Raw genomic sequence first — 19346 nt, 5'->3', positions numbered from 1 at the left:
TCGATCGCGCAGTTCCCCGCGCCCCTTCGGTGCGCGCTGTCGTTACGGTTTCTTTACTATGCGGGGCATGGATCAACTGTCGGCGCAGGCGCGGTGGGAGCGGCGTACCCAGCGGCCGCTGTTGGCGCTCGCGGTGGCGTTCGCCGTGGCGTACGCGGTGCCGATCGTGGACGCCTCCGCCGGTCACTCCCTGACGACCGTGTGCACGGGTGTCGAGTGGGTGGTGTGGGCGGCGTTCGCCCTCGACTACCTGGTCCGGCTGGCCCTCGCCCCGCACCGGCGGGACTTCGTACGGCAGCACTGGCCCGACCTGTGCGCGGTGGTCCTGCCGGTCCTGCAACCGCTACGGCTGCTGCGGCTGGTGTCCACGCTGCTGCTGGTCGGCCGGCGGGCGCGGATGGCTCCGCAGATCCGGCTGACCACCTATGTCGTCGGGGCCGTCGTCGGCCTGTTGATGTTCGGGTCGCTGGCGGTGCTGTCCGTGGAACGGGAGGCACCGGACGGGAACATCCGGACACTGGGTGACGCGGTGTGGTGGTCGTTCACGACGATGACGACCGTGGGGTACGGGGACCACGCGCCGACGACCGGGCTGGGGCGGATGATCGCCGTCGGGCTGATGCTGTCGGGGATCGCGCTGCTCGGTGTCGTCACCGCGAACATCGCCGCGTGGTTCATCTCGCGCTTCGAGAAGGACGACGTGGAGGAGCGCCGGCAGACCGAGGCCATCGCCGCCCTGGCCGAAGAGGTGCGGCTGCTGCGGGCGGAGGTGGCCCGGTTGGCCGAACACGAACGCCCCAAAGGGGCCGGGGAGAGCCGCGCGGGCGGCCACGACGTGCCCGCGGCCGCCAACGCGCCCACGCCCCTGCGGCGAGACGCCGTCGGCTAGAGGAGCCCGTGGCTCCACGTCGCCGCGCCCGCCAGGGCGACGATGGCGAGCAGCGTGTCGATGGCGCCCAGGATCAGGGCGACCAGTGCGGGGACATGGCCGTCGTTGGACCATTTGCGCCCCATCGACTGCCAGCCGCAGAACATCGCCACCGGGCCCAGGACGATGCCCAGCGCGAAAAAGCCGGCCACCGCGCAGATGGCCCCGATGATCCCGAGCGTCGCCCGGTCCGGCCCGGTCCGCTGCCACGTGCGGCCGCGTGACCGGGGGTACCCGTGCGTTCCTCGCCCGAAGCCTGCCATCATCAACTCCCTGGGGTGTGTGGACAGTTCGGCTTCGTTGTGCGGGTACCCCGGTTCCGCGTCGGCAGACGTGCGCGCGCTGCCCCCCTCCAGCAGCGCGCGCCGCGGCCCGGCCGTCCTCCCATGTCCTGCGGAGGACTTGACCCACTGTGACCTGCGGCGCGTGCCGGGGGCGAGCGATCTTTAGCGACGTCACCCTGATAGGGGAACTCCGCCGAGAAGAGGCGGAGGGACCGGGTTCAGATGTGGCCCACGCCCACGCCCGCCTCCGCGTTCGCGCCCCGCTTGGTGAACAGCGCGACGAGGACGGCGACCAGCGCCACGCCGGCCGCGACCAGGGAGGCGAGGCTCATGCCGGAGATGAAGGTGTCGTGGGCGACCGCGGTGATCTTCGCGACGACCGGCTCCGGCATGCCCTTCGTCACCGGGGCCACGCCGACCTGGACCGCCTCGGAGGCCTTGTCCAACTGATCCGGGGTCAGTTTCGGCAGCCCCGCGTCCGCCCAGTTGCCCGGCAGATCGCGGTCGACCTTGGAGGCCATCACCGCGCCCAGCACCGCCGTGCCGAGGCTGCTGCCGATCTGCATGGCCGCCTGCTGGAGGCCGCCGGCCACGCCGGACAGCTCCAGGGGGGCGTTGCCGACGATGACCTCGGTGGCGCCGACCATGACCGGCGCGAGGCCCAGGCCGAGCAGGACGAACCAGAGGGACATCAGACCGCTGCCGGTGTCGGGCTCCAGCGTCGACATGCCGTACAGCGCGACGGCGGTCACGGCCATGCCGAAGGCCAGCGGGACGCGCGGGCCGAGCTTGGTGATCGCGGTGCCGGCGAGCGGCGAGCCGACGATCATCATGCCGGTGAGCGGCAGCAGGTGCAGGCCGGCGTTGACGGGGCTCATCCCGTGGACGTTCTGCAGGTAGAACGTCACGAAGAACAGGCCGCCCAGGAAGGCGATGGCCATCAGGACCATCAGGACGACACCCGCCGACAGGGCCACCGAGCGGAACAGGCCCAGTGGGATCAGCGGTTCGGCGACCTTCGTCTCCCAGAAGGCGAAGAGGGCGAAGAGCACCACGGCCCCGGCCATGAACGCCCACGTCTTGCCGTCGCCCCAGCCCCACGTCGGGGCCTTGATGAGCGCCCAGACCAGGCAGAACATCGCGCCGGACAGCAGGGCGATGCCGAGGAGGTCGAAGGAGCGCGGGGCGTTCTCGGCCCGGTGGTCGAGCAGGATCATGGCGCCGAGGAGCAGCGCGAGGGCACCGACCGGCACGTTGATGAAGAAGACCGACTGCCAGTTGACGTGCTCGACGAGGACACCGCCGAGGATCGGGCCGCCCGCCGTGGACGCGCCGATCACCATGCCCCACACACCGATGGCCATGTTCAGCTTCTCGGCCGGGAAGGTGGCGCGCAGCACTCCGAGCGCGGCCGGCATCAGCAGCGCGCCGAACAGGCCCTGGAAGACACGGAAGGTGACGACGGCGGCGATGCTGCCGGACAGCCCGATGGCACCGGACGCGACGGCGAAGCCGGTCACACCGATGAGGAAGGTCTGCCGGTGGCCGAAGCGGTCACCGAGCTTGCCCGCGGTGATCAGCGTGACCGCGAGGGCGAGGAAGTAGGCGTTGGACACCCACTGCACGTCCGCGAAGGACGCGTTGAGGTCGTCACGGATGGCCGGGTTGGCGATGGCCACGATGGTGCCGTCGAGGGCCACCATCATGACCCCTACGGCGACGGTGATGAGGGTGAGCCACGGGTGGCCGCGCAGGCCCTGGGCCGACGGGCGCCCCGACGGGGCCGCCGGCGCCTTGCCCCCCGGCCCCGTCGCGTCGACGGTGGTCTGACTAGTCATACTTCTCAGGCTAGTGACAGTCACTGACAGTTGACAAACAAATTCACTCGTCGGTTACTGACACGACATCGGCGCATAGGCTGGGCCGGCCGGACACGCACAGGAGAGAGGCCATGGAGACGCTGCGCGAGCGCAAGAAGCGGCGTACACGGGAATCGCTGCTGCGGGCCGCTCTCGAACTGTTCACCACCCAGGGTTACGAGCACACGACCGTCGACGAGATCGCCGAGGCCGTGGACGTCTCGCAGCGCACCTTCTTCCGCTACTTCGCGGGCAAGGAGGACGTGGCCTTCGCGGTGCAGGAGATCACGGAGGCGGCCTACGTGGCGGCCGTCCGCGCGCGTCCGCCGCACGAGGCGCCGATGAAGGCCCTGCGGCAGGCGTTCCTGGAGGGCTGGGACGCGATACGCGAGACCGTCGAGTCGATCGTCCCGGTCGAGCTGTACCTGCGCATGTACCGGACGATCGAGTCGACGCCGGCGCTGCTCGCCGCCCATCTGCGCCGGTCGGCGGCGACCGAGGAGTCCATCGCACGCGTACTGGCCGAGCGGGAGGGCGTCGACGTGGACACCGATCCGCGCCCCCGGCTGGCGGTGGCCGTGTTCGCCGGGGTGATCCGGGTCACCGAACGGCAGTGCTGCGCGCGCGAGGACTTCGGCCCGGAAGCGCTCCGAACGCTCAGCGCGGCGTACCTCGATCAGGTGGGTTCGGCGCTCACGGGTAACTGGCGCGGCGCCTGAGATCGTTGGCAGATCGCCGGGACCGTGTCCGGCGGAACGACGGCGCGGTGTTCGGTTACCACCGAAACGTGATCTCTGCCACTCGGTTACCCCGAGACCCTCCCGTTCTCCTAGTGTGTCCTCCCAGTGACTTCCTTCGACACCTCCCCGCAATGGAACGTCTGGCGCGCACTGCTGGCGCTGGCCGTCGTGTTCGTGATGCTCGCGACCACCGGCTGGACCGCCCTGCGCAGTCACCGGGAGTCGACAGCCCTGCAGGCCTCGCTCACCAAGTGGGAACACGGCCACCTCCACGGCCTCCGCCTGCCGGACCCCGAATCCGCGCCGGCCCGGCTGGCCCGCTTCTTCGCCTCGCTCACCCCGCACGACCGCGACCGCCTCGCCCACCGCTATCCGCTGGCGGTCGGCAACATGAACGGCGCGCCCGTCCTTCTGCGCTACCGGGCCAACCGCATCGCGCTGGAGCAGGCCCGCCAGGTCGAGCACACGCGCATGCACGACAGCCGGCTCAGCACGGCGGGCCAGCAGGACGCGGCCCGCCGGATGGACCGCTACGCGTCCCTGCTGACCGCCGGCCGGCACATCCTGGCCTTCGACCCCGAGGGCTCGGGCCGGGTCGCCGAGGTCTTCGGCAACCTCACCGAGGCGCAGCGGATCTCGATCGTCGTCCCCGGCGTCGACACCGACCTGCTCACCTTCCAGCGGACGAACCGCAAGTACAGCGCCCCGGTCGGCATGGCCAAGGCCCTGTACGCGGCCGAGCGCGCGGCGAGCCCCCGGACCCGTACGGCCGTGATCGCCTGGGCGGACTACACCTCCCCCGACGGGCTCGGGGTGGACGCGGCCACCGGGCTGCGCGCCGAGGAGGGGGCCGTACGGCTGAACGCGCTGCTGCACGCGCTGCCCGGCCGGGCGCCGGTGTCGATGTTCTGTCACAGCTACGGCTCGGTGGTCTGCGGGGTCGCCGCACACGGCATGCCCCGCCGGGTCGCCGACATAGCGGTGGCCGCGAGCCCCGGGATGCGCGTCGCCAAGGCCTCCCACCTGGGCACGACGGCCCGGGTGTGGGCCATGCGGGACGCCAGTGACTGGGTGCAGGACGTTCCGTACCTGGAGCTGGGCGGCCTCGGCCACGGTGCCGACCCGGTCTCCTCGGCGTTCGGCGCGCGGGTGCTGTCGGCCCGCGACGCCCAGGGGCACAGCGGCTACTTCCAGCCCGGCACGGACAGCCTGCGCAACCTCGCCGACATCGGCGTGGGCGCGTACGACGCGGTGACGTGCGCACAGGAGAACGATGCGTGCCGGTCCGGTCTGTCCGGCACGGTGACGGCCGGACGCGCGTAGAAACACCAGGAAGTGCGGTCTGCGCGGGTGGCGACGGAGGAGCACGTGCCGCATACGATGAGCCGCATGGGTGACGTACTGGCGGGTTTTCATGCCGTCTGGGAGTTCGAGTCCGACTCCGTGCTCATCCGTTACGAACGGGGGATTCGAACACCGAAGCTGTTCCAGGCACTCGGCGAGCGCCGCATCCCGCTGTCCGCGGTCGAGGGCGTGACCCTCGCCCCGGGCAAGCGCGGCACGGTCGTCCTGCGCCTGACGCCACGGCCCGGCGCCGATCCGCTGATGGAGGCGGCCGACGGCCAGTTGAAGGAGGGCTCCGACCCCTACCGGCTGGTGCTGCCGGCCGAGCGGGAGACGCTCGCCGAGTACTACGCCGACGAGCTGAAGGGCCTGCTGACCGAGTCGGGGCCCGTCGAGCGGCATCTGGTGGCGGCACCCGAGGCGCCGCTGCAGTTCAAGGCGTACGACGGGAAGGCGTCCTTCGACGGGACGTCCGTGCAGTTCCGCTGGTCCTGGACCGGGGCGTCCTCGGCGAAGTGGAAGGCCGGCGACCAGAGCTTTCCGGTGGGCGAGCTGAGCGGGGTGGAGTGGCGGTCGCCGGAGATCTTCGAGGGGCACCTTCGGCTGGTGCCCCGGGACCCGGGCTCCGCCCGTTCCGCGCAGCCGGACCAGGATCCGGCGTCGGTGGTGTTCGGGCTGGGGTACGGGCCGGTGCACGAGTCACTGCCGTTCGCCGCGGCCGTGCTGGCGGCGGTGCGCACGCGTGGGCCGGTACCCGCCGTACCGGCCCCGGCACGGCGTGACCCCGCCGACATCGCCGAGCGGATCCGGCATCTCGGGGAACTGCACCAGGCGGGGCTGGTCACCGACGAGGAGTTCTCCTCCAAGAAGGCCGAGTTGCTGGCCGAGCTGTAGCTACCGCTCCCGCCCGTAGAAGCTGATCTTCCTGTCCAGGACGCCCAGGGTGTCGTGGAGTTCCGCGATCCTGGACAGGACGTCCCTGCGGGTCGACTCCAGCAGTTGACGGCGTTCCGCGAAGGTGTGGTCGCCCTCCCTGACGAGTTCCGCGTAGCGCACCATGTCCGCCACCGGCATGCCGGTCAGGCGGAGCTTGGTCACGAAGTCCAGCCAGTCCAGGTCGCGGTTGCTGTAGCGGCGCTGGCCCGTGTGCGAGCGGTCCACGTGCGGCATCAGCCCGATCCGCTCGTACCAGCGCAGCGTGTGCGCGGTCAGGCCGGTGAACGCGACGACCTCGCTGATCGTGTAGCGGTCCTGGCCGTCGGGGCGGGGGTGACGCCGGGGCGGGGCGGAGCAGATGTCGGCGGGGGTGGCGTGCTCGGTGGCCGCTGGCGTGGTCTGCATCACCGTCATGGCCCCCACGCTATGGCCTTGGAGTGCACTCCAAGCAAGCGGGTTCGCCGAGAAATCCGCGGGACGGCACCCGGGGCGGCTGATTAGCGTGCGACCCATGAGTCTTGTACGCCGGGCCCGGCCCGAGGACGCCGCCGAAGTGGTGCGACTGCGCCAGGTGATGATCGACTCCCTGTGGAGCGGAGGAGGTCCGGGATCGACCGAGTGGCACGCGGAGTCGCTGCCGACGCTGCGGGAGCGGCTCGCCGAGGAGGACGGGGACTTCGCCGCGTTCGTCGTGGAGCGTCCCGGCCGGCCGGGGGCGCTGGCCGCGCTGGTCGCGGGGACGGTGGAGTACCGCATCGGCAAGGCCGGGAATCCCCGGGGGCGGGTCGGGCACGTCTTCAGCGTGGCGACCGACCCGGACGCCCGGCGGCGCGGGTACGCCCGCGCGTGCATGGAGGAGCTGCTGGCCTGGTTCCGGGCGCGGGGTGCCGGGCACGTGCTGCTGAACGCCTCGCCGGAGGCCGAGCCGCTGTACACGTCCCTCGGCTTCACACGCGACCCCGACCCGTCGATGCGGCTGCTGCTGTGAGCCGCATAGGCTCGGACGCATGTCGTTGCAGAGCCTGGCGCTGATCGAGAACTGGCCCGTCCCCACCGCCGCGGCGGGCGTCGTACGAGCCGACGGGACCGTCCTCGGGACGCACGGTCCCGTCGGGCACCGCTTCCCGCTGGCCTCCGTCACCAAGCCGCTGGCGGCCTACGCGGCGCTCGTCGCGTACGAGGAGGGCGCGATCGAGCTGGACGAGCCGGCCGGGCCGCCCGGGTCGACCGTTCGTCACCTTCTCGCGCACACCTCCGGGCTGGCCTTCGACGAGCACCGGGTGACGGCCCCGCCCGGGGAGCGTCGGCTGTACTCCAACGCCGGGTTCGAGCAGCTCGGGGACCACATCGCCAAGGCGACGGAGATCCCGTTCGCGGAGTACCTGCGGCAGGCGGTGCTGGAGCCGCTGAGGATGACGTCGACGTCGCTGGAGGGGTCGCCGGCGAAGGACGGGGTGTCGACGGTCGGCGATCTGCTGCGGTTCGCGGCGGAGGTGCAGGCGCCGAGGCTGCTGGACGCGCGGACGGTGGCGGCGGCGATGACCGTGCAGTACCCGGGGACCAAGGGGGTCCTGCCGGGATACGGCCACCAGAACCCGAACGACTGGGGGCTGGGCTTCGAGATCCGCGACGGGAAGTCCCCCCACTGGACGGGGAGTTCCTCCTCGCCCCGCACCTTCGGGCATTTCGGGCAGTCCGGTACGTTCCTGTGGGTCGACCCGGATGCCGGGCTCGCCGGGGTCGCCCTGTCGGACCGCGCGTTCGGCCCCTGGGCGGCCGAGGCGTGGCCGCCCTTCACGGACGCGGTGCTCGCCGAGGCGCGCGGCTAAGCCGTCATCTCCCACAGCAGCAGCTCCGTCGGCGTCGCCGCCACCGCCTCCAGGCCCTCCGCCCCTGTGATCCTCGCCGCATCGCCGGGGCCCAGTTCCTCCGCGGCCAGCCGGACCTCTCCCCGGACCACGTGCGCGTACACGTACGCCGCGTCCGGGACCGCGGTCCGCTCACCGGGGTCCAGGCGGCGCACGTGGAGCATCGCGCCGGCGGCGGGCACCGCGTACGGCGTGGAGTCGGCGATGCCGGGGACGAGGTCGTAGGAGGGGTCGCCGCCGGGCTCGCGTGGCGTCAGCCACATCTGCACGAAGGTCAGGGGGACGTCCCCGTCGTTGCGCTCGACGTGCCGCACGCCCGCCGCCGCGCTGAGGTGCTGGACGTCCCCGGGCCGGACCCGCGTCTCGTGGCCCGTGGAGTCACGGTGCGTCAGCTCCCCCTCGACCACCCACGTGACGATCTCGGTGTGGCTGTGCGGGTGTTCGTCGAAGCCGGCGCCGGGCGCGAGCCGCTCCTCGTTGCAGGCGATCACCGCGCCGAAGCGCAGGTTGTCCGGGTCGTAGTGCGGGCCGAAGGAGAAGGCGTGCCGGGTGTCGATCCCGGCCCCGGGATCCCCTCCGCGATAGCGCTCACCGGCGCGCCGTACGTCCATCACGCGCACCACGGTAGCCGGGCCGAGCACGCGATCCACCAAGGGGGAGAGCCCGCCTTCGCCCGCCGTTCCCAGGCGGCCGAGCCGTCAAGCCAGCCCCGGCGGCGCACGGGCCCGGCCCGATAAGGCAGTCTTGTCCCCGTGCCCGAACCCGAATCCCACAACGGCGATCCCGCAGCCCACGACGTCCATCCGCACGCCGCGACCCTGAGGCGACTGGAGAAGTCCTCCGGGAGCCTGGCCGCGCAGGCCATCGCGCGCATGGACGAGACCCTGCCGTGGTACCGGGCCATGCCCCCGGAGAACCGTTCCTGGATCGGCCTCGTCGCCCAGGCGGGCATCGCGGCGTTCACCGAGTGGTTCCGGCGCCCGGAGGCGCCGCAGGCGATCTCGACGGACGTCTTCGGGACCGCGCCGCGGGAGCTGACCCGGGCCATCACGCTGCGGCAGACCGTGGAGATGGTGCGGACCACCATCGAGGTCATGGAGTCCGCCATCGACGAGGTGGCGGCGCCGGGCGACGAGAGCGTGCTGCGCGAGGCGCTGCTCGTGTACGCCCGGGAGATCGCCTTCGCCACCGCCCAGGTGTACGCCCAGGCCGCCGAGGCACGGGGTGCCTGGGACGCGCGACTGGAGTCGCTGGTCGTGAACGCGGTGCTGAGCGGGGAGGCGGACGAGGGGGCCGTCAGCCGGGCCGCCGCGCTGGGCTGGAACTCGCCGGAGCACGTCTGCGTCGTGCTCGGGACCGCGCCGGACGGGGACAGCGAGCTGACGGTGGAGGCCATCCGGCGGGCCGCCCGGCACGCCAAGCTCCAGGTGCTCACCGGGGTGCTCGGCGACCGGCTGGTCGTCGTCGCCGGGGGCAGCGCCAATCCGCTCGCCGTGGCCAAGTCGCTGATCGGGCCGTTCGCCGCCGGCCCGGTCGTGGCGGGACCCGTCGTACCCGATCTGCTGGCCGCCACCCGGTCCGCGCAGGCCGCCGCCGCGGGGCTGAAGGCCTGTTCCGCCTGGCAGGACGCGCCGCGTCCGGTGCTGGCGGACGATCTGCTGCCGGAGCGGGCCATCGCCGGTGATCCGAGCGCCCGTGAGCAGCTGGTGGAGGAGATCTACAGACCACTGGAGGAGGCGGGCTCGGCGCTCCTGGAAACCCTGAGTGTGTACCTGGAGCAGGCGAGCAGCCTGGAAGGCGCGGCGAGGATGCTCTTCGTTCACCCGAACACCGTGCGCTACCGGCTCCGACGTGTGACTGACGTCACCGGTTGGTCGCCTTCGGATGTACGATCCGCGTTCACACTACGGATCGCGCTCATCCTGGGGCGTCTGGCCGACGCTGATACCCAGGCATAGGGTTTTGTCGGAGGCCCACAAAAGCCCTTCGTGTTCTTCGTCCTTGTCCTCACGGGCGGCCGTGCCCGTCCCCAAGAGAGAGTGTGAGAGTGCTCGTACTCGTCGCTCCCGGCCAGGGCGCTCAGACGCCCGGCTTCCTGACCCCCTGGCTCGAACTGCCCGGTGCCGCTGACCGCGTCGCCGCCTGGTCGGACGCCATCGGACTGGACCTCGTGCACTACGGCACCCAGGCCGACGCCGACGCCATCCGGGACACCGCGGTGGCCCAGCCGCTGCTCGTGGCCGCCGGCATCCTGTCCGCCGCGGCACTGGGTGACATCAACCCCGGCGCGGTCGCCGGTCACAGCGTCGGTGAGATCACCGCCGCGGCCTTCGCCGGTGTCCTGGACGACACGGCCGCCCTCGGTCTCGTCCGCAAGCGGGGTCTGGCGATGGCCGACGCCGCCGCGGTCACCGAGACCGGCATGGCGGCGCTGCTCGGCGGCGCGCCCGAGGTGACCCTCCCGCACCTGGAGAAGCTGGGCCTGACCCCGGCGAACATCAACGGCGCGGGCCAGATCGTCGCCGCGGGCACGCTGGAGCAGCTGGCGGCGCTGGCCGAGGACAAGCCCGAGGGCGTGCGCAAGGTCATCCCGCTGAAGGTGGCCGGCGCCTTCCACACCCGGCACATGGCGCCCGCGGTCGAGACCCTGGCCAAGGCCGCGGCGGAGCTGTCGCCGGCCGACCCGAAGATTCCTTACGTCTCCAACAAGGACGGCGGCACCGTCGCGTCCGGCGCCGAGGTGCTGGACCGGCTGGTCGGCCAGGTCGCCAACCCCGTGCGCTGGGACCTGTGCATGGAGACGTTCCAGGAGCTGGGGGTCACCGCGCTCGTCGAGGTGTGCCCGGGCGGCACCCTGACCGGCCTGGCCAAGCGGGCCCTGCCCGGTGTCGCGACGCTGGCCCTGAAGACCCCCGACGACCTCGACGCGGCCCGCGCTCTGCTCGCAGAGCACGCCGGTGCCTAAGGAGCCGTACATGGCGAAGATCAAGCCCAGCAAGGGCGCCCCGTATGCGCGCATCCTCGGCGTCGGCGGCTACCGGCCGACCCGGGTCGTGCCCAACGAGGTGATCCTGGAGAAGATCGACTCGTCCGACGAGTGGATCCGCTCCCGCTCCGGCATCGAGACCCGGCACTGGGCGGGTCCGGAGGAGACCGTGGCCGCGATGGCGATCGAGGCCTCCGGGAAGGCCATCGCGGACGCCGGCATCGACGCCGAGCAGATCGGCGCGGTGGTCGTCTCGACCGTCTCGCACTTCAGCCAGACCCCGGCCGTCGCCACCGAGATCGCCGACAAGCTCGGCACGGACAAGGCCGCCGCCTTCGACATCTCGGCCGGCTGCGCGGGCTTCGGCTACGGCCTGACCCTCGCCAAGGGCATGGTGGTGGAAGGTTCCGCCGACTACGTCCTCGTGATCGGCGTGGAGCGGCTGAGCGACCTGACCGACCTGGAGGACCGGGCGACCGCGTTCCTGTTCGGTGACGGCGCCGGCGCGGTCGTGGTCGGCCCCTCGAACGAGCCGGCGATCGGCCCGACCGTGTGGGGTTCCGAGGGCGACAAGTCCGAGACGATCAAGCAGACCGTCTCCTGGGACCGGTTCGCCGTCGGCGACGTCTCCCAGCTGCCCCTGGACAGCCAGGGCAACATCAAGTTCCCTGCGATCACGCAGGAGGGCCAGGCGGTGTTCCGCTGGGCCGTGTTCGAGATGGCGAAGGTCGCCCAGCAGGCGCTGGACGCGGCCGGAATCACCGCGGACGACCTGGACGTCTTCATCCCGCACCAGGCCAATGTGCGGATCATCGACTCGATGGTGAAGACACTGAAGCTGCCGGAGCACGTCACGGTCGCCCGTGACATCCGCACCACCGGCAACACCTCGGCCGCCTCGATCCCGCTCGCGATGGAGCGGCTCCTGGCGACCGGGGAGGCGAAGAGCGGCGACACCGCGCTCGTCATCGGATTCGGGGCGGGTCTCGTCTACGCCGCCACGGTCGTTACCCTCCCCTAGGCACTCCGTGCCGGATCATGCGATCCGGCAGGGGGACAACTGCCACAAACCGTCTGGATTATCGAAGAAGGAGCGCCTGACATGGCCGCCACTCAGGAAGAGATCGTCGCGGGTCTCGCCGAGATCGTGAACGAGATCGCCGGGATCCCCACCGAGGACGTCCAGCTGGACAAGTCCTTCACCGACGACCTGGACGTCGACTCGCTGTCCATGGTCGAGGTCGTCGTCGCCGCCGAGGAGCGCTTCGACGTGAAGATCCCGGACGAGGACGTCAAGAACCTCAAGACCGTCGGCGACGCGACCGACTACATCCTCAAGCACCAGGCCTGAGCCACCGCGTAGGCCGAGGCTGCAAGCCCCGCCACCCGGCGGTGGCGCCGTAATCCCCGCAGACGCGGGGGTAGTCCTCCCGTATCCGTTGGAGAAAGAATTCCCGTGAGCCCGACCAATCGCACCGTGGTCGTCACCGGTATCGGCGCAACCACACCGCTGGGTGGCGACGCAGCCTCGACCTGGGAGGCCCTCGTCGCCGGCACGTCCGGTGTCAGCCTGCTGGAGCAGGAGTGGGCGGCGCAGTTGCCGGTCCGGATCGCCGCGCAGATCGCCGTCGAGCCGGGCGAGATCATCCCCCGCCCGCAGGCCCGCAAGCTGGACCGGTCCGCGCAGTTCGCGCTGATCGCCGCTCAGGAGGCCTGGAAGGACGCCGGTTTCACCGCCAGGGCCGGTGAGGACTCGTCCGTCAACCCCGACCGTCTCGGCGCGGTCATCGCCTCCGGCATCGGCGGCGTGACGACCCTGCTGGACCAGTACGACATCCTCAAGGAGAAGGGCGTACGCCGCGTCTCCCCGCACACCGTGCCGATGCTGATGCCCAACTCCCCGGCGGCCAACGTCGGGATCGAGCTGGGTGCCCGCGCCGGTGTGCACACCCCGGTCTCGGCCTGCGCCTCGGGCGCGGAGGCCATCGGGTACGCGATCGAGATGATCCGCACCGGGCGTGCGGACGTGGTCGTGGCCGGTGGTACCGAGGCCGCCATCCACCCGCTGCCCATCGCCGCGTTCGGCAACATGATGGCGATGTCCAAGAACAACGACGATCCGCAGGGCGCCTCGCGTCCCTACGACGCCGGCCGGGACGGCTTCGTGCTCGGCGAGGGCGCCGGTGTGATCGTCCTGGAGTCCGAGGAGCACGCGAAGGCCCGCGGCGCGCGGATCTACGCGGAGGCGCTCGGACAGGGCATCTCCGCCGACGCGCACCACATCACGCAGCCGGAGCCGTCCGGCAACGGGATCGCGCACGCGCTGCAGAACCTGCTGGACAACACGGACCTGAAGCCGGCCGAGATCGTGCACGTGAACGCGCACGCCACCTCGACGCCGCAGGGTGACGTGGCCGAGATCAAGGCGCTGCGGAAGGTGTTCGGCGACGACGTCGACCACATGGCGATCTCCGCGACCAAGTCGATGACCGGTCACCTGCTGGGCGGTGCCGGTGGTGTGGAGACCGTCGCGTCGATCCTGGCGCTGGTGAACCGTACGGCTCCGCCGACCATCAACGTGGACAACCTCGACCCCGAGGTCAACGCGGACGTCGTCGTCGGCGAGGCGCGGGCTCTGCCCGAGGGCCGTATCGCCGCGCTGAACGACTCGTTCGGCTTCGGCGGGCACAACGTGGTCCTGGCGTTCCGGACGATCTGAGAAACGTCAGCCGAAGGGCCCTCACCGGCAGGTGAGGGCCCTTCGGTATGTCCGGTACGTGCGCGAAGTCACACCACCTGGTGCAGCCAGCGGACCGGGGCGCCCTCGCCCGCGTAGCGGAACGGCTCCAGTTCGTCGTCCCAGGGCTTGCCCAGGAGCTTGGCGATCTCCGCCTCGAGGTCGGTCTCTCCCTGCTTGGAGCGCGTCAGCGCGGCACGGAGGCGGTCCTCGGGGATCAGGATGTCGCCGTGGATGCCGGTGACGGCGTGGAAGATGCCGAGGTCGGGGGTGCAGCTGTAGCGCTCGCCCTCGGCGGTGGCGCAGGGCTCGGCGGTGACCTCGAAGCGCAGCAGGTGCCAGCCGCGCAGTGCCGAGGCGAGTTTGGAGGCGGTGCCGGCCTCGCCCTGCCAGGAGAACTCCGAGCGCCAGGTGCCGGGGGCCGCGGGCTGCCGGATCCAGTCGAGGTTGACGCGCGTGCCGAGCACCCCGGCGACGGCCCACTCGACGTGCGGGCACAGCGCGCGCGGCGCGGAGTGCACGTACAGAACTCCACGTGTCGTCACCGGAACCTCCGGGCAGAGCGGGACATCTTGCGGACTGGCTGGGCGGCAGTGGCGCGACGGCCGCGTTGATGGCGAGGCTACCCTGCGGCGGGGCAAGGAGTGTGACGTACCGTCGGTCCCGGTGCCAGGAAACCGCCGCCATTCACCCAGGGGGACGCTTGTGCGGGGGTGCACCGTTCCCGGGCCGCCGGGCCGGGAACCCTCGCACGTTGTCAGGGGAGGGAGTGCCCACCCGTCGAACGAGGGGAACAGCAGGGATGCGGAAGCGAAGCCACCGTGTACGGGCCGTTCTCGCCGTCGTGGCGGCCGTACTGCTGGGTGCCGCCGGATGTGACGACGGGGACGGGAGCGCGCCGGCGCCGGCGGGCACCAAGGCGCGCGCGGCCCGGCTCCCGGTGTGGGACCGCAGCCCCGACTCGATCGCCGCGGTGGGCGACTCCATCACGCGCGGCTTCGACGCGTGCACGGTGCTGTCGGACTGCCCGGAGGTGTCGTGGGCGACGGGCAGCGACGCCAGGGTGGACAGCCTGGCGGTGCGGCTGCTGGGTGTGACGGGGGCGGCGGAGCGCAGCTGGAACTACGCGGTGACGGGCGCCCGGATGGCGGACCTGCCCGGGCAGATGGAGCAGGCGGTCTCCCGCGGCCCGCAGTTGGTGACGGTGATGGTGGGGGCGAACGACGCCTGCCGGGCCTCGGCGTCGGCGATGACCCCGGTGGCCGACTTCCGCGCGGACTTCGAGGAGGCGCTGCGCACGCTGCGTTCGGCGCTGCCGAAGACGCAGGTGTACGTGGCGAGCGTGCCGAACCTGAAGCGGCTGTGGTCGGAGGGCCGGGCGAATCCGCTGGGCAAGCAGGTGTGGAAGCTGGGCATCTGCCCGTCGATGCTGGGCGACGCGGACGATCTGACCGGCGCGGCGATGCTGCGCCGGGACTCCGTGCAGCAGCGGGTGGTGGAGTACAACCAGGTGCTGAGGGAGGTCTGCGCCAAGGACCGCCGCTGCCGTTTCGACGACAACGCGGTGTACGACTACCGCTTCGGCACGGACCAGCTCAGCCACTGGGACTGGTTCCACCCCAGCAAGGACGGTCAGGCACGGCTGGCGGAGATCGCGTACCGGAGGATCACGGCGAGAAATCCGTGACCTAGGGTTTCCCACATGAACGAACTTTTCGGCACGCTTCCCGACGGCACGGCGGTGCACCGGTGGACGCTGGAGCGCGGCGGGGTGCGGGTGCGGGTGCTGTCGTACGGCGGGATCGTGCAGTCCGTGGAGGTCCCGGACGGCGCCGGGCGGACGGCGGACGTGACGCTGGGCTTCCCGGATCTCGACGGCTATCTGGCGCATCCGGAGCCGTATCTGGGTGCCGTGATCGGCCGGTACGCGAACCGGATCGCGGGCGGCCGGTTCCCGCTGGACGGCCGGACGTACGCGCTGGCCCGCAACAACGGCCCTAACTCGCTGCACGGCGGTGAACACGGGTTCGACAAGCGCGTGTGGGAGGTGACGCCGGTCCCGCACGGCGTCCGCCTGAGCCGGGTCAGCCCGCACGGCGAGGAGGGCTTCCCGGGCCGGCTGGAGGTGGCGGTGACGTACACGCTCGACGCGTCGGGTGCGCTGCGGATCGCCTACGAGGCGGTCACGGACGCGCCGACGGTGGTCAACCTGACCAGTCACGCGTACTGGAACCTGAGCGGCTCCGGTGACGCGGGCGGGCACGAGCTGCGGCTGGCCGCGTCCCGGTACACGCCGGTGGACGCGGACCTGATCCCGGCCGGGGCGCCGGAGGACGTGACCGGCTCCCGCTTCGACTTCCGTACGGCCCGGAAGACCGGCTCCGGCTACGACCACAACTTCGTCCTGGACAAGGGCGTGACCGAGGCGGCGGAGGAGGTGGCCGAGCTGTACGACCCGGCCTCCGGACGGACTCTCACGGTGGCCACGACCGAGCCGGGCCTCCAGCTCTACACCGCCGACCATCTGTCCGGGCCGCTCGGCCCCGGCGCCGGGATCGCGCTGGAGACGCAGCACTTCCCGGACTCCCCCAACCGGCCGGACTTCCCGAGCACGGTGCTGCGGCCCGGCGAGGTCTTCCGTTCCGAGACGGTGTACGGCTTCGGCGTCCGGGGCCGGTAGCCCGTCGCCGAGGGGCCGTGTAGCCCCGGTCCGGGGGTCAGGTTCCCGGACCGGGGCTGCGCGGGAGAGACGCGTCCTCCCCGCGGGGGGACTTGTCCCGGATCAGACGTTAATCGTCGTGATGACGCGGCGGCCCTCGATCGAGCGTCCGGCGGAGATCTCGTACGAACCCTTCACACTTGGCCACGTCTTCGCCGTCCGGTGCCAGCCGCCGGTACCGCCCGCACCATGGCGCAGGTCACTTCCGTCACGCGATACTGCGGCCGTCCACCGCCCCACGCGCCCCACAGCGACGGAAGGTCCCGACTCCCTTGACCCGTATACGCCTCGGCCTCCTCGGACTGGCCCTGCTGACCGGCCTGTCCGCGACCACGACCACGACCACGGCCCACGCCGCCACCACACCGCCCTCCCCCACCGTCGAGGAACAGCGGCTCGACAAGGCCGTGCCGCAGGAGATCCTCCGGCGCTCCGGATTCGCCGGCACGGCACCGGAGTTCGGGCGCGCTCTGCACCGGGCGCACTCGTACGCGCAGGCCCGCCGCATCGTCGTACGGGAGGGGTCCGCGCTGTGGCGGCGGGCCGTGGAGCGGGCGCAGGGGCGGGGGCCGGCCGGCGGTGATCTGAGCCGGGACGACGACCGGCCGCTGTACTGGGCCCGGCTGGGGATGACCCGGGAAGTGCGCACGTGGGATCCCGGCTTCGGGCTCACGGACGAGCAACGGGGTGCCCTGCTCGACCAGTTGGAGCGGACCTCCCGTGGGCAGACCGACATCCGCTACCCGGGGAAGGGCCACCTGCGGCGCGTCCTGCTCACCGGGTTCGACCCCTTCACGCTCGACCGGGACATCCGCATCTCCAACCCCTCCGGGGCGACGGCGCTGGCGCTGGACGGCACGGTCGTCGAGACGGCCGAGGGGCCGGCGCGCGTCGAGACCGCCGTGTTCCCGGTGCGCTGGCAGGACTTCGCCGAGGGAACGGTGGAGCGGACCCTGCGGCCGTATCTGCCGAAGGTGGACCTGTTCACGACCGTGAGCCAGGGCCGCGTCGGCCGGTTCGACATCGAGCGGACCAACGGCGCCTGGCGGGGCGGCTTCCCGGACAACGACAACGCCGGCGTGACCGGGACCGTCCCGGTCACGGACCCGGCGTCGCAGCCGCAGTGGACGACCACCACCCTGCCGTACGCCGCCGTCGTGGCCGCGCGGACGGGCCGCTTCCCCGTGTACGACCACACGGAGGTGACCGAGATCCCGGCGGGCGGCACCGCGCCCGTCGTACGGCCGGACGGGCCGACCCCCGGCTCCACCGCCCGTGCCGGGGGCGGCGGTGACTACCTCTCCAACGAGATCGCCTACCGGGCCACCCTGCTGCGGGACCGGCTCGGGCTGCACGACACACTGCCGGGCGGGCACGTGCACACGCCCGTGCTGCAGTTCGGGGCCGGGAACAGCACCGAGGTGACCGACCCCGAGTTCGTGCGCAACCGGCTGGACATCATCGCGCAGGTCCGGGCGATCGTCGCCGTGTCCGTCAGTGCGACGGAGCGAAGGCCAGGCTGACGCCGAGACCGGCCAGGACGGATCCGATGACCTTGTTGAGGACCTTCTGGGCCCGGAGCATCAGCGTGCGCATGCGCTCCTGCGAGAAGAACAGCGCGACCACGCCGAACCACAGCAGGTGGGCCAGCGACATGAACAGGCCGTAGCCCACCTGCCGGTGGACGGGCGTACCGGGGCCGACGACCTGGGCGAACGTGGAGACGACGAACAGGGTCGTCTTGGGGTTGAGGACGTTGGTGAGGAAGCCGGTGCGCAGCGCGGCGAGCGGGGTCAGCTCCGTCCTGTGCCCCAGGTCCACCGTCACCTCGCCGCGCGCGCGGAAGGTGCGGACGCCGATGAGGACGAGGTAGGCGGCGCCGATCAGCTTGATGACCGTGAACAGGAAGGTGGAGGAGGCGATCAGCAGGCCCACGCCGAGCATGGTGTAGGTGACGTGGACCAGCACGCCCGCGGCGACCCCGGCGGCGGCGAGCAGGCCGGTGCGGCGGCCGTACAGGTAGCTGTTGCGGACGATCATCGCGAAGTCGGCGCCGGGGGCGATGACGGCCAGGACGGTGATGACGGCTACGGCGAGCGTCTCGGTCACGGGGTGACGTCCTCCGCCGCGGGCTCGTCGGCGCCGTCCTCACGGGTCTCCTCGCCCAGCAGGTCGCGGGCGAGGAGCGTGGCGCCCGCGACCGCGCCCGGCATCAGGAACACCGCGACGAACGGGACCAGGAAGGCCAGGCCCAGGGGTGTGCCGAAACCCCAGACCAGGGTCTTGCGGGAGCGGAGCAGGGCGAGGCGGGCGCGCAGGTCGACGCCCCGGCGCTGCATCGCCACGGCGGCGAGTTCCTCGGTGAGAAAGAAGCCGGTGACGAAGAAGCCGATCACGGGGACGACCGTCTGCCCGACGACCGGCAGGAACCCGAGGGCGAAGAGCAGGACGCCCCACAGACCGGCCCGCACCAGGACGCGCAGGCTGTCCCGGGCGGAGATCCACAGCTCGCGCCAGAGCGGGAGGTCCGAGACGGGAGCGGTGCCGTCGGGCGAGACGTCGGCGTCGACCTTCTCCGACAGGTTCTCGTAGAAGGGCTGGCCGACCAGCAGGGTGACGGCGGTGAACGTCAGCACGGCCAGCAGCAGGCCGAGGGCGAAGAGGACGGCCGTCAGGAAGCCGCGGAACAGGCCCTGCCAGGGGCTGGACCAGTCGTCCGCGAACGGGGTCGCCCAGGTGACCGCGTCCGCGCCCCATATGGCCAGGGCGGCCAGCGCGGCGGCGTACAGCACCAGCGTGATCAGTCCGGGCAGCAGCCCGAAGCCGTAACTCCGCCCGTGCCGGGCCACCCACCGCTGGCCCTTCAGCAAGTACCCGAAACCCACCCCGAGATCACGCATGGCCAGGACTTTACTGGCTCGGTGTGACAGCGCGGCGGCCGGTGA

Annotated in this window: 21 protein-coding genes; 14 read left to right on the top strand and 7 right to left on the bottom strand. The window is 71.7% G+C overall.

Annotated elements, in window-relative coordinates; translation table 11 throughout:
- The first annotated feature begins 67 nt into the window (after positions 1 to 67).
- Positions 68 to 889 carry a potassium channel family protein gene (locus OO52_RS30330; protein WP_051818719.1) on the top strand — a complete coding sequence of 274 codons (822 nt, stop codon included), beginning with the start codon at positions 68 to 70 and terminating at the stop codon, positions 887 to 889.
- Here the strand turns inward: OO52_RS30330 and OO52_RS30325 are convergent.
- Both OO52_RS30325 and OO52_RS30320 read right to left on the bottom strand, forming a co-directional pair.
- Positions 886 to 1191, bottom strand: coding sequence for a hypothetical protein (locus OO52_RS30325; RefSeq protein WP_030649454.1), 306 nt, complete (start codon positions 1189 to 1191; stop codon positions 886 to 888). The two genes, OO52_RS30330 and OO52_RS30325, sit on opposite strands and share 4 nt — an antisense overlap.
- Positions 1192 to 1430: 239 nt before the next feature.
- Positions 1431 to 3050 (bottom strand): MFS transporter, encoded by a 1620-nt coding sequence (locus OO52_RS30320; RefSeq protein ID WP_030649457.1) that lies wholly within the window; start codon positions 3048 to 3050, stop codon positions 1431 to 1433.
- A 113-nt stretch (positions 3051 to 3163) separates the two neighbouring features.
- Between OO52_RS30320 and OO52_RS30315 the strand changes: the two genes are divergently transcribed.
- The 3 genes from OO52_RS30315 (at position 3164) to OO52_RS30305 (ending at position 6049) form a co-directional block, all read left to right on the top strand.
- Positions 3164 to 3790, top strand: coding sequence for a TetR family transcriptional regulator (locus OO52_RS30315; RefSeq protein WP_030649460.1), 627 nt, complete (start codon positions 3164 to 3166; stop codon positions 3788 to 3790).
- Between the two features lie 126 nt (positions 3791 to 3916).
- Positions 3917 to 5134 (top strand): alpha/beta hydrolase, encoded by a 1218-nt coding sequence (locus OO52_RS30310; RefSeq protein ID WP_030649463.1) that lies wholly within the window; start codon positions 3917 to 3919, stop codon positions 5132 to 5134.
- Positions 5135 to 5200: 66 nt separating this feature from the next.
- Positions 5201 to 6049 (top strand): DUF4429 domain-containing protein, encoded by an 849-nt coding sequence (locus OO52_RS30305; RefSeq protein WP_030649466.1) that lies wholly within the window; start codon positions 5201 to 5203, stop codon positions 6047 to 6049.
- Here OO52_RS30305 and OO52_RS30300 read toward each other — a convergent pair whose 3' ends face one another.
- On the bottom strand, positions 6050 to 6505 hold the full coding sequence (locus OO52_RS30300) for a MerR family transcriptional regulator (protein WP_030649469.1): 456 nt from the start codon (positions 6503 to 6505) through the stop codon (positions 6050 to 6052).
- 97 nt (positions 6506 to 6602) lie between these two features.
- Between OO52_RS30300 and OO52_RS30295 the strand changes: the two genes are divergently transcribed.
- Complete coding sequence (locus OO52_RS30295; protein ID WP_030649472.1) at positions 6603 to 7079, top strand: GNAT family N-acetyltransferase; 477 nt, start codon at positions 6603 to 6605, stop codon at positions 7077 to 7079.
- A 19-nt stretch (positions 7080 to 7098) separates the two neighbouring features.
- Positions 7099 to 7920 (top strand): serine hydrolase domain-containing protein, encoded by an 822-nt coding sequence (locus OO52_RS30290; protein WP_030649475.1) that lies wholly within the window; start codon positions 7099 to 7101, stop codon positions 7918 to 7920.
- Here the strand turns inward: OO52_RS30290 and OO52_RS30285 are convergent.
- Positions 7917 to 8570 carry a pirin family protein gene (locus OO52_RS30285; protein WP_030649478.1) on the bottom strand — a complete coding sequence of 218 codons (654 nt, stop codon included), beginning with the start codon at positions 8568 to 8570 and terminating at the stop codon, positions 7917 to 7919. The genes OO52_RS30290 and OO52_RS30285 overlap by 4 nt on opposite strands.
- A gap of 141 nt (positions 8571 to 8711) precedes the next feature.
- On the opposite strand from OO52_RS30285, the gene fasR reads away from it, so the two are divergent.
- The 5 genes from fasR (at position 8712) to fabF (ending at position 13664) form a co-directional block, all read left to right on the top strand.
- The gene (gene fasR, locus OO52_RS30280; RefSeq protein WP_030649481.1) at positions 8712 to 9917 is read left to right on the top strand and encodes a fatty acid biosynthesis transcriptional regulator FasR; all 1206 of its coding nucleotides are present in this window, start codon (positions 8712 to 8714) and stop codon (positions 9915 to 9917) included.
- Positions 9918 to 10006: 89 nt separating this feature from the next.
- Positions 10007 to 10924 (top strand): ACP S-malonyltransferase, encoded by a 918-nt coding sequence (locus OO52_RS30275; RefSeq protein WP_030649485.1) that lies wholly within the window; start codon positions 10007 to 10009, stop codon positions 10922 to 10924.
- A 10-nt stretch (positions 10925 to 10934) separates the two neighbouring features.
- Positions 10935 to 11966 (top strand): ketoacyl-ACP synthase III, encoded by a 1032-nt coding sequence (locus OO52_RS30270; protein ID WP_030649488.1) that lies wholly within the window; start codon positions 10935 to 10937, stop codon positions 11964 to 11966.
- 81 nt (positions 11967 to 12047) lie between these two features.
- Positions 12048 to 12296: an acyl carrier protein gene (locus OO52_RS30265; RefSeq protein WP_018545314.1), complete on the top strand. Its 249-nt coding sequence runs from the start codon at positions 12048 to 12050 to the stop codon at positions 12294 to 12296.
- A gap of 105 nt (positions 12297 to 12401) precedes the next feature.
- Positions 12402 to 13664, top strand: a complete 1263-nt coding sequence (gene fabF, locus OO52_RS30260; RefSeq protein ID WP_030649494.1) for a beta-ketoacyl-ACP synthase II — start codon at positions 12402 to 12404, stop codon at positions 13662 to 13664.
- Positions 13665 to 13732: 68 nt separating this feature from the next.
- Here the strand turns inward: fabF and OO52_RS30255 are convergent, their stop codons facing one another.
- Complete coding sequence (locus tag OO52_RS30255) at positions 13733 to 14227, bottom strand: DUF3145 domain-containing protein (RefSeq protein WP_030649497.1); 495 nt, start codon at positions 14225 to 14227, stop codon at positions 13733 to 13735.
- 257 nt (positions 14228 to 14484) lie between these two features.
- On the opposite strand from OO52_RS30255, the gene OO52_RS30250 reads away from it, so the two are divergent.
- From OO52_RS30250 to OO52_RS30240, 3 genes are all read left to right on the top strand, one after another.
- Positions 14485 to 15369 (top strand): SGNH/GDSL hydrolase family protein, encoded by an 885-nt coding sequence (locus tag OO52_RS30250; RefSeq protein WP_030649500.1) that lies wholly within the window; start codon positions 14485 to 14487, stop codon positions 15367 to 15369.
- A 15-nt stretch (positions 15370 to 15384) separates the two neighbouring features.
- On the top strand, positions 15385 to 16362 hold the full coding sequence (locus OO52_RS30245) for an aldose epimerase family protein (RefSeq protein WP_030649503.1): 978 nt from the start codon (positions 15385 to 15387) through the stop codon (positions 16360 to 16362).
- A 311-nt stretch (positions 16363 to 16673) separates the two neighbouring features.
- Positions 16674 to 17924 (top strand): hypothetical protein, encoded by a 1251-nt coding sequence (locus tag OO52_RS30240; protein WP_030649507.1) that lies wholly within the window; start codon positions 16674 to 16676, stop codon positions 17922 to 17924.
- Here OO52_RS30240 and OO52_RS30235 read toward each other — a convergent pair.
- Positions 17896 to 18510: a LysE family translocator gene (locus OO52_RS30235; protein WP_030649510.1), complete on the bottom strand. Its 615-nt coding sequence runs from the start codon at positions 18508 to 18510 to the stop codon at positions 17896 to 17898. The genes OO52_RS30240 and OO52_RS30235 overlap by 29 nt on opposite strands.
- Positions 18507 to 19301: an EI24 domain-containing protein gene (locus OO52_RS30230; RefSeq protein ID WP_030649513.1), complete on the bottom strand. Its 795-nt coding sequence runs from the start codon at positions 19299 to 19301 to the stop codon at positions 18507 to 18509. Before OO52_RS30230 ends, OO52_RS30235 begins: the two co-directional genes overlap by 4 nt.
- Positions 19302 to 19346 lie beyond the last annotated feature (45 nt).

The organism is Streptomyces flaveolus (assembly GCF_000716535.1).
Classification (GTDB): Bacteria; Actinomycetota; Actinomycetes; order Streptomycetales; family Streptomycetaceae; genus Streptomyces; species Streptomyces flaveolus_A.
This window is presented reverse-complemented; position numbering and strand designations above follow the sequence as displayed.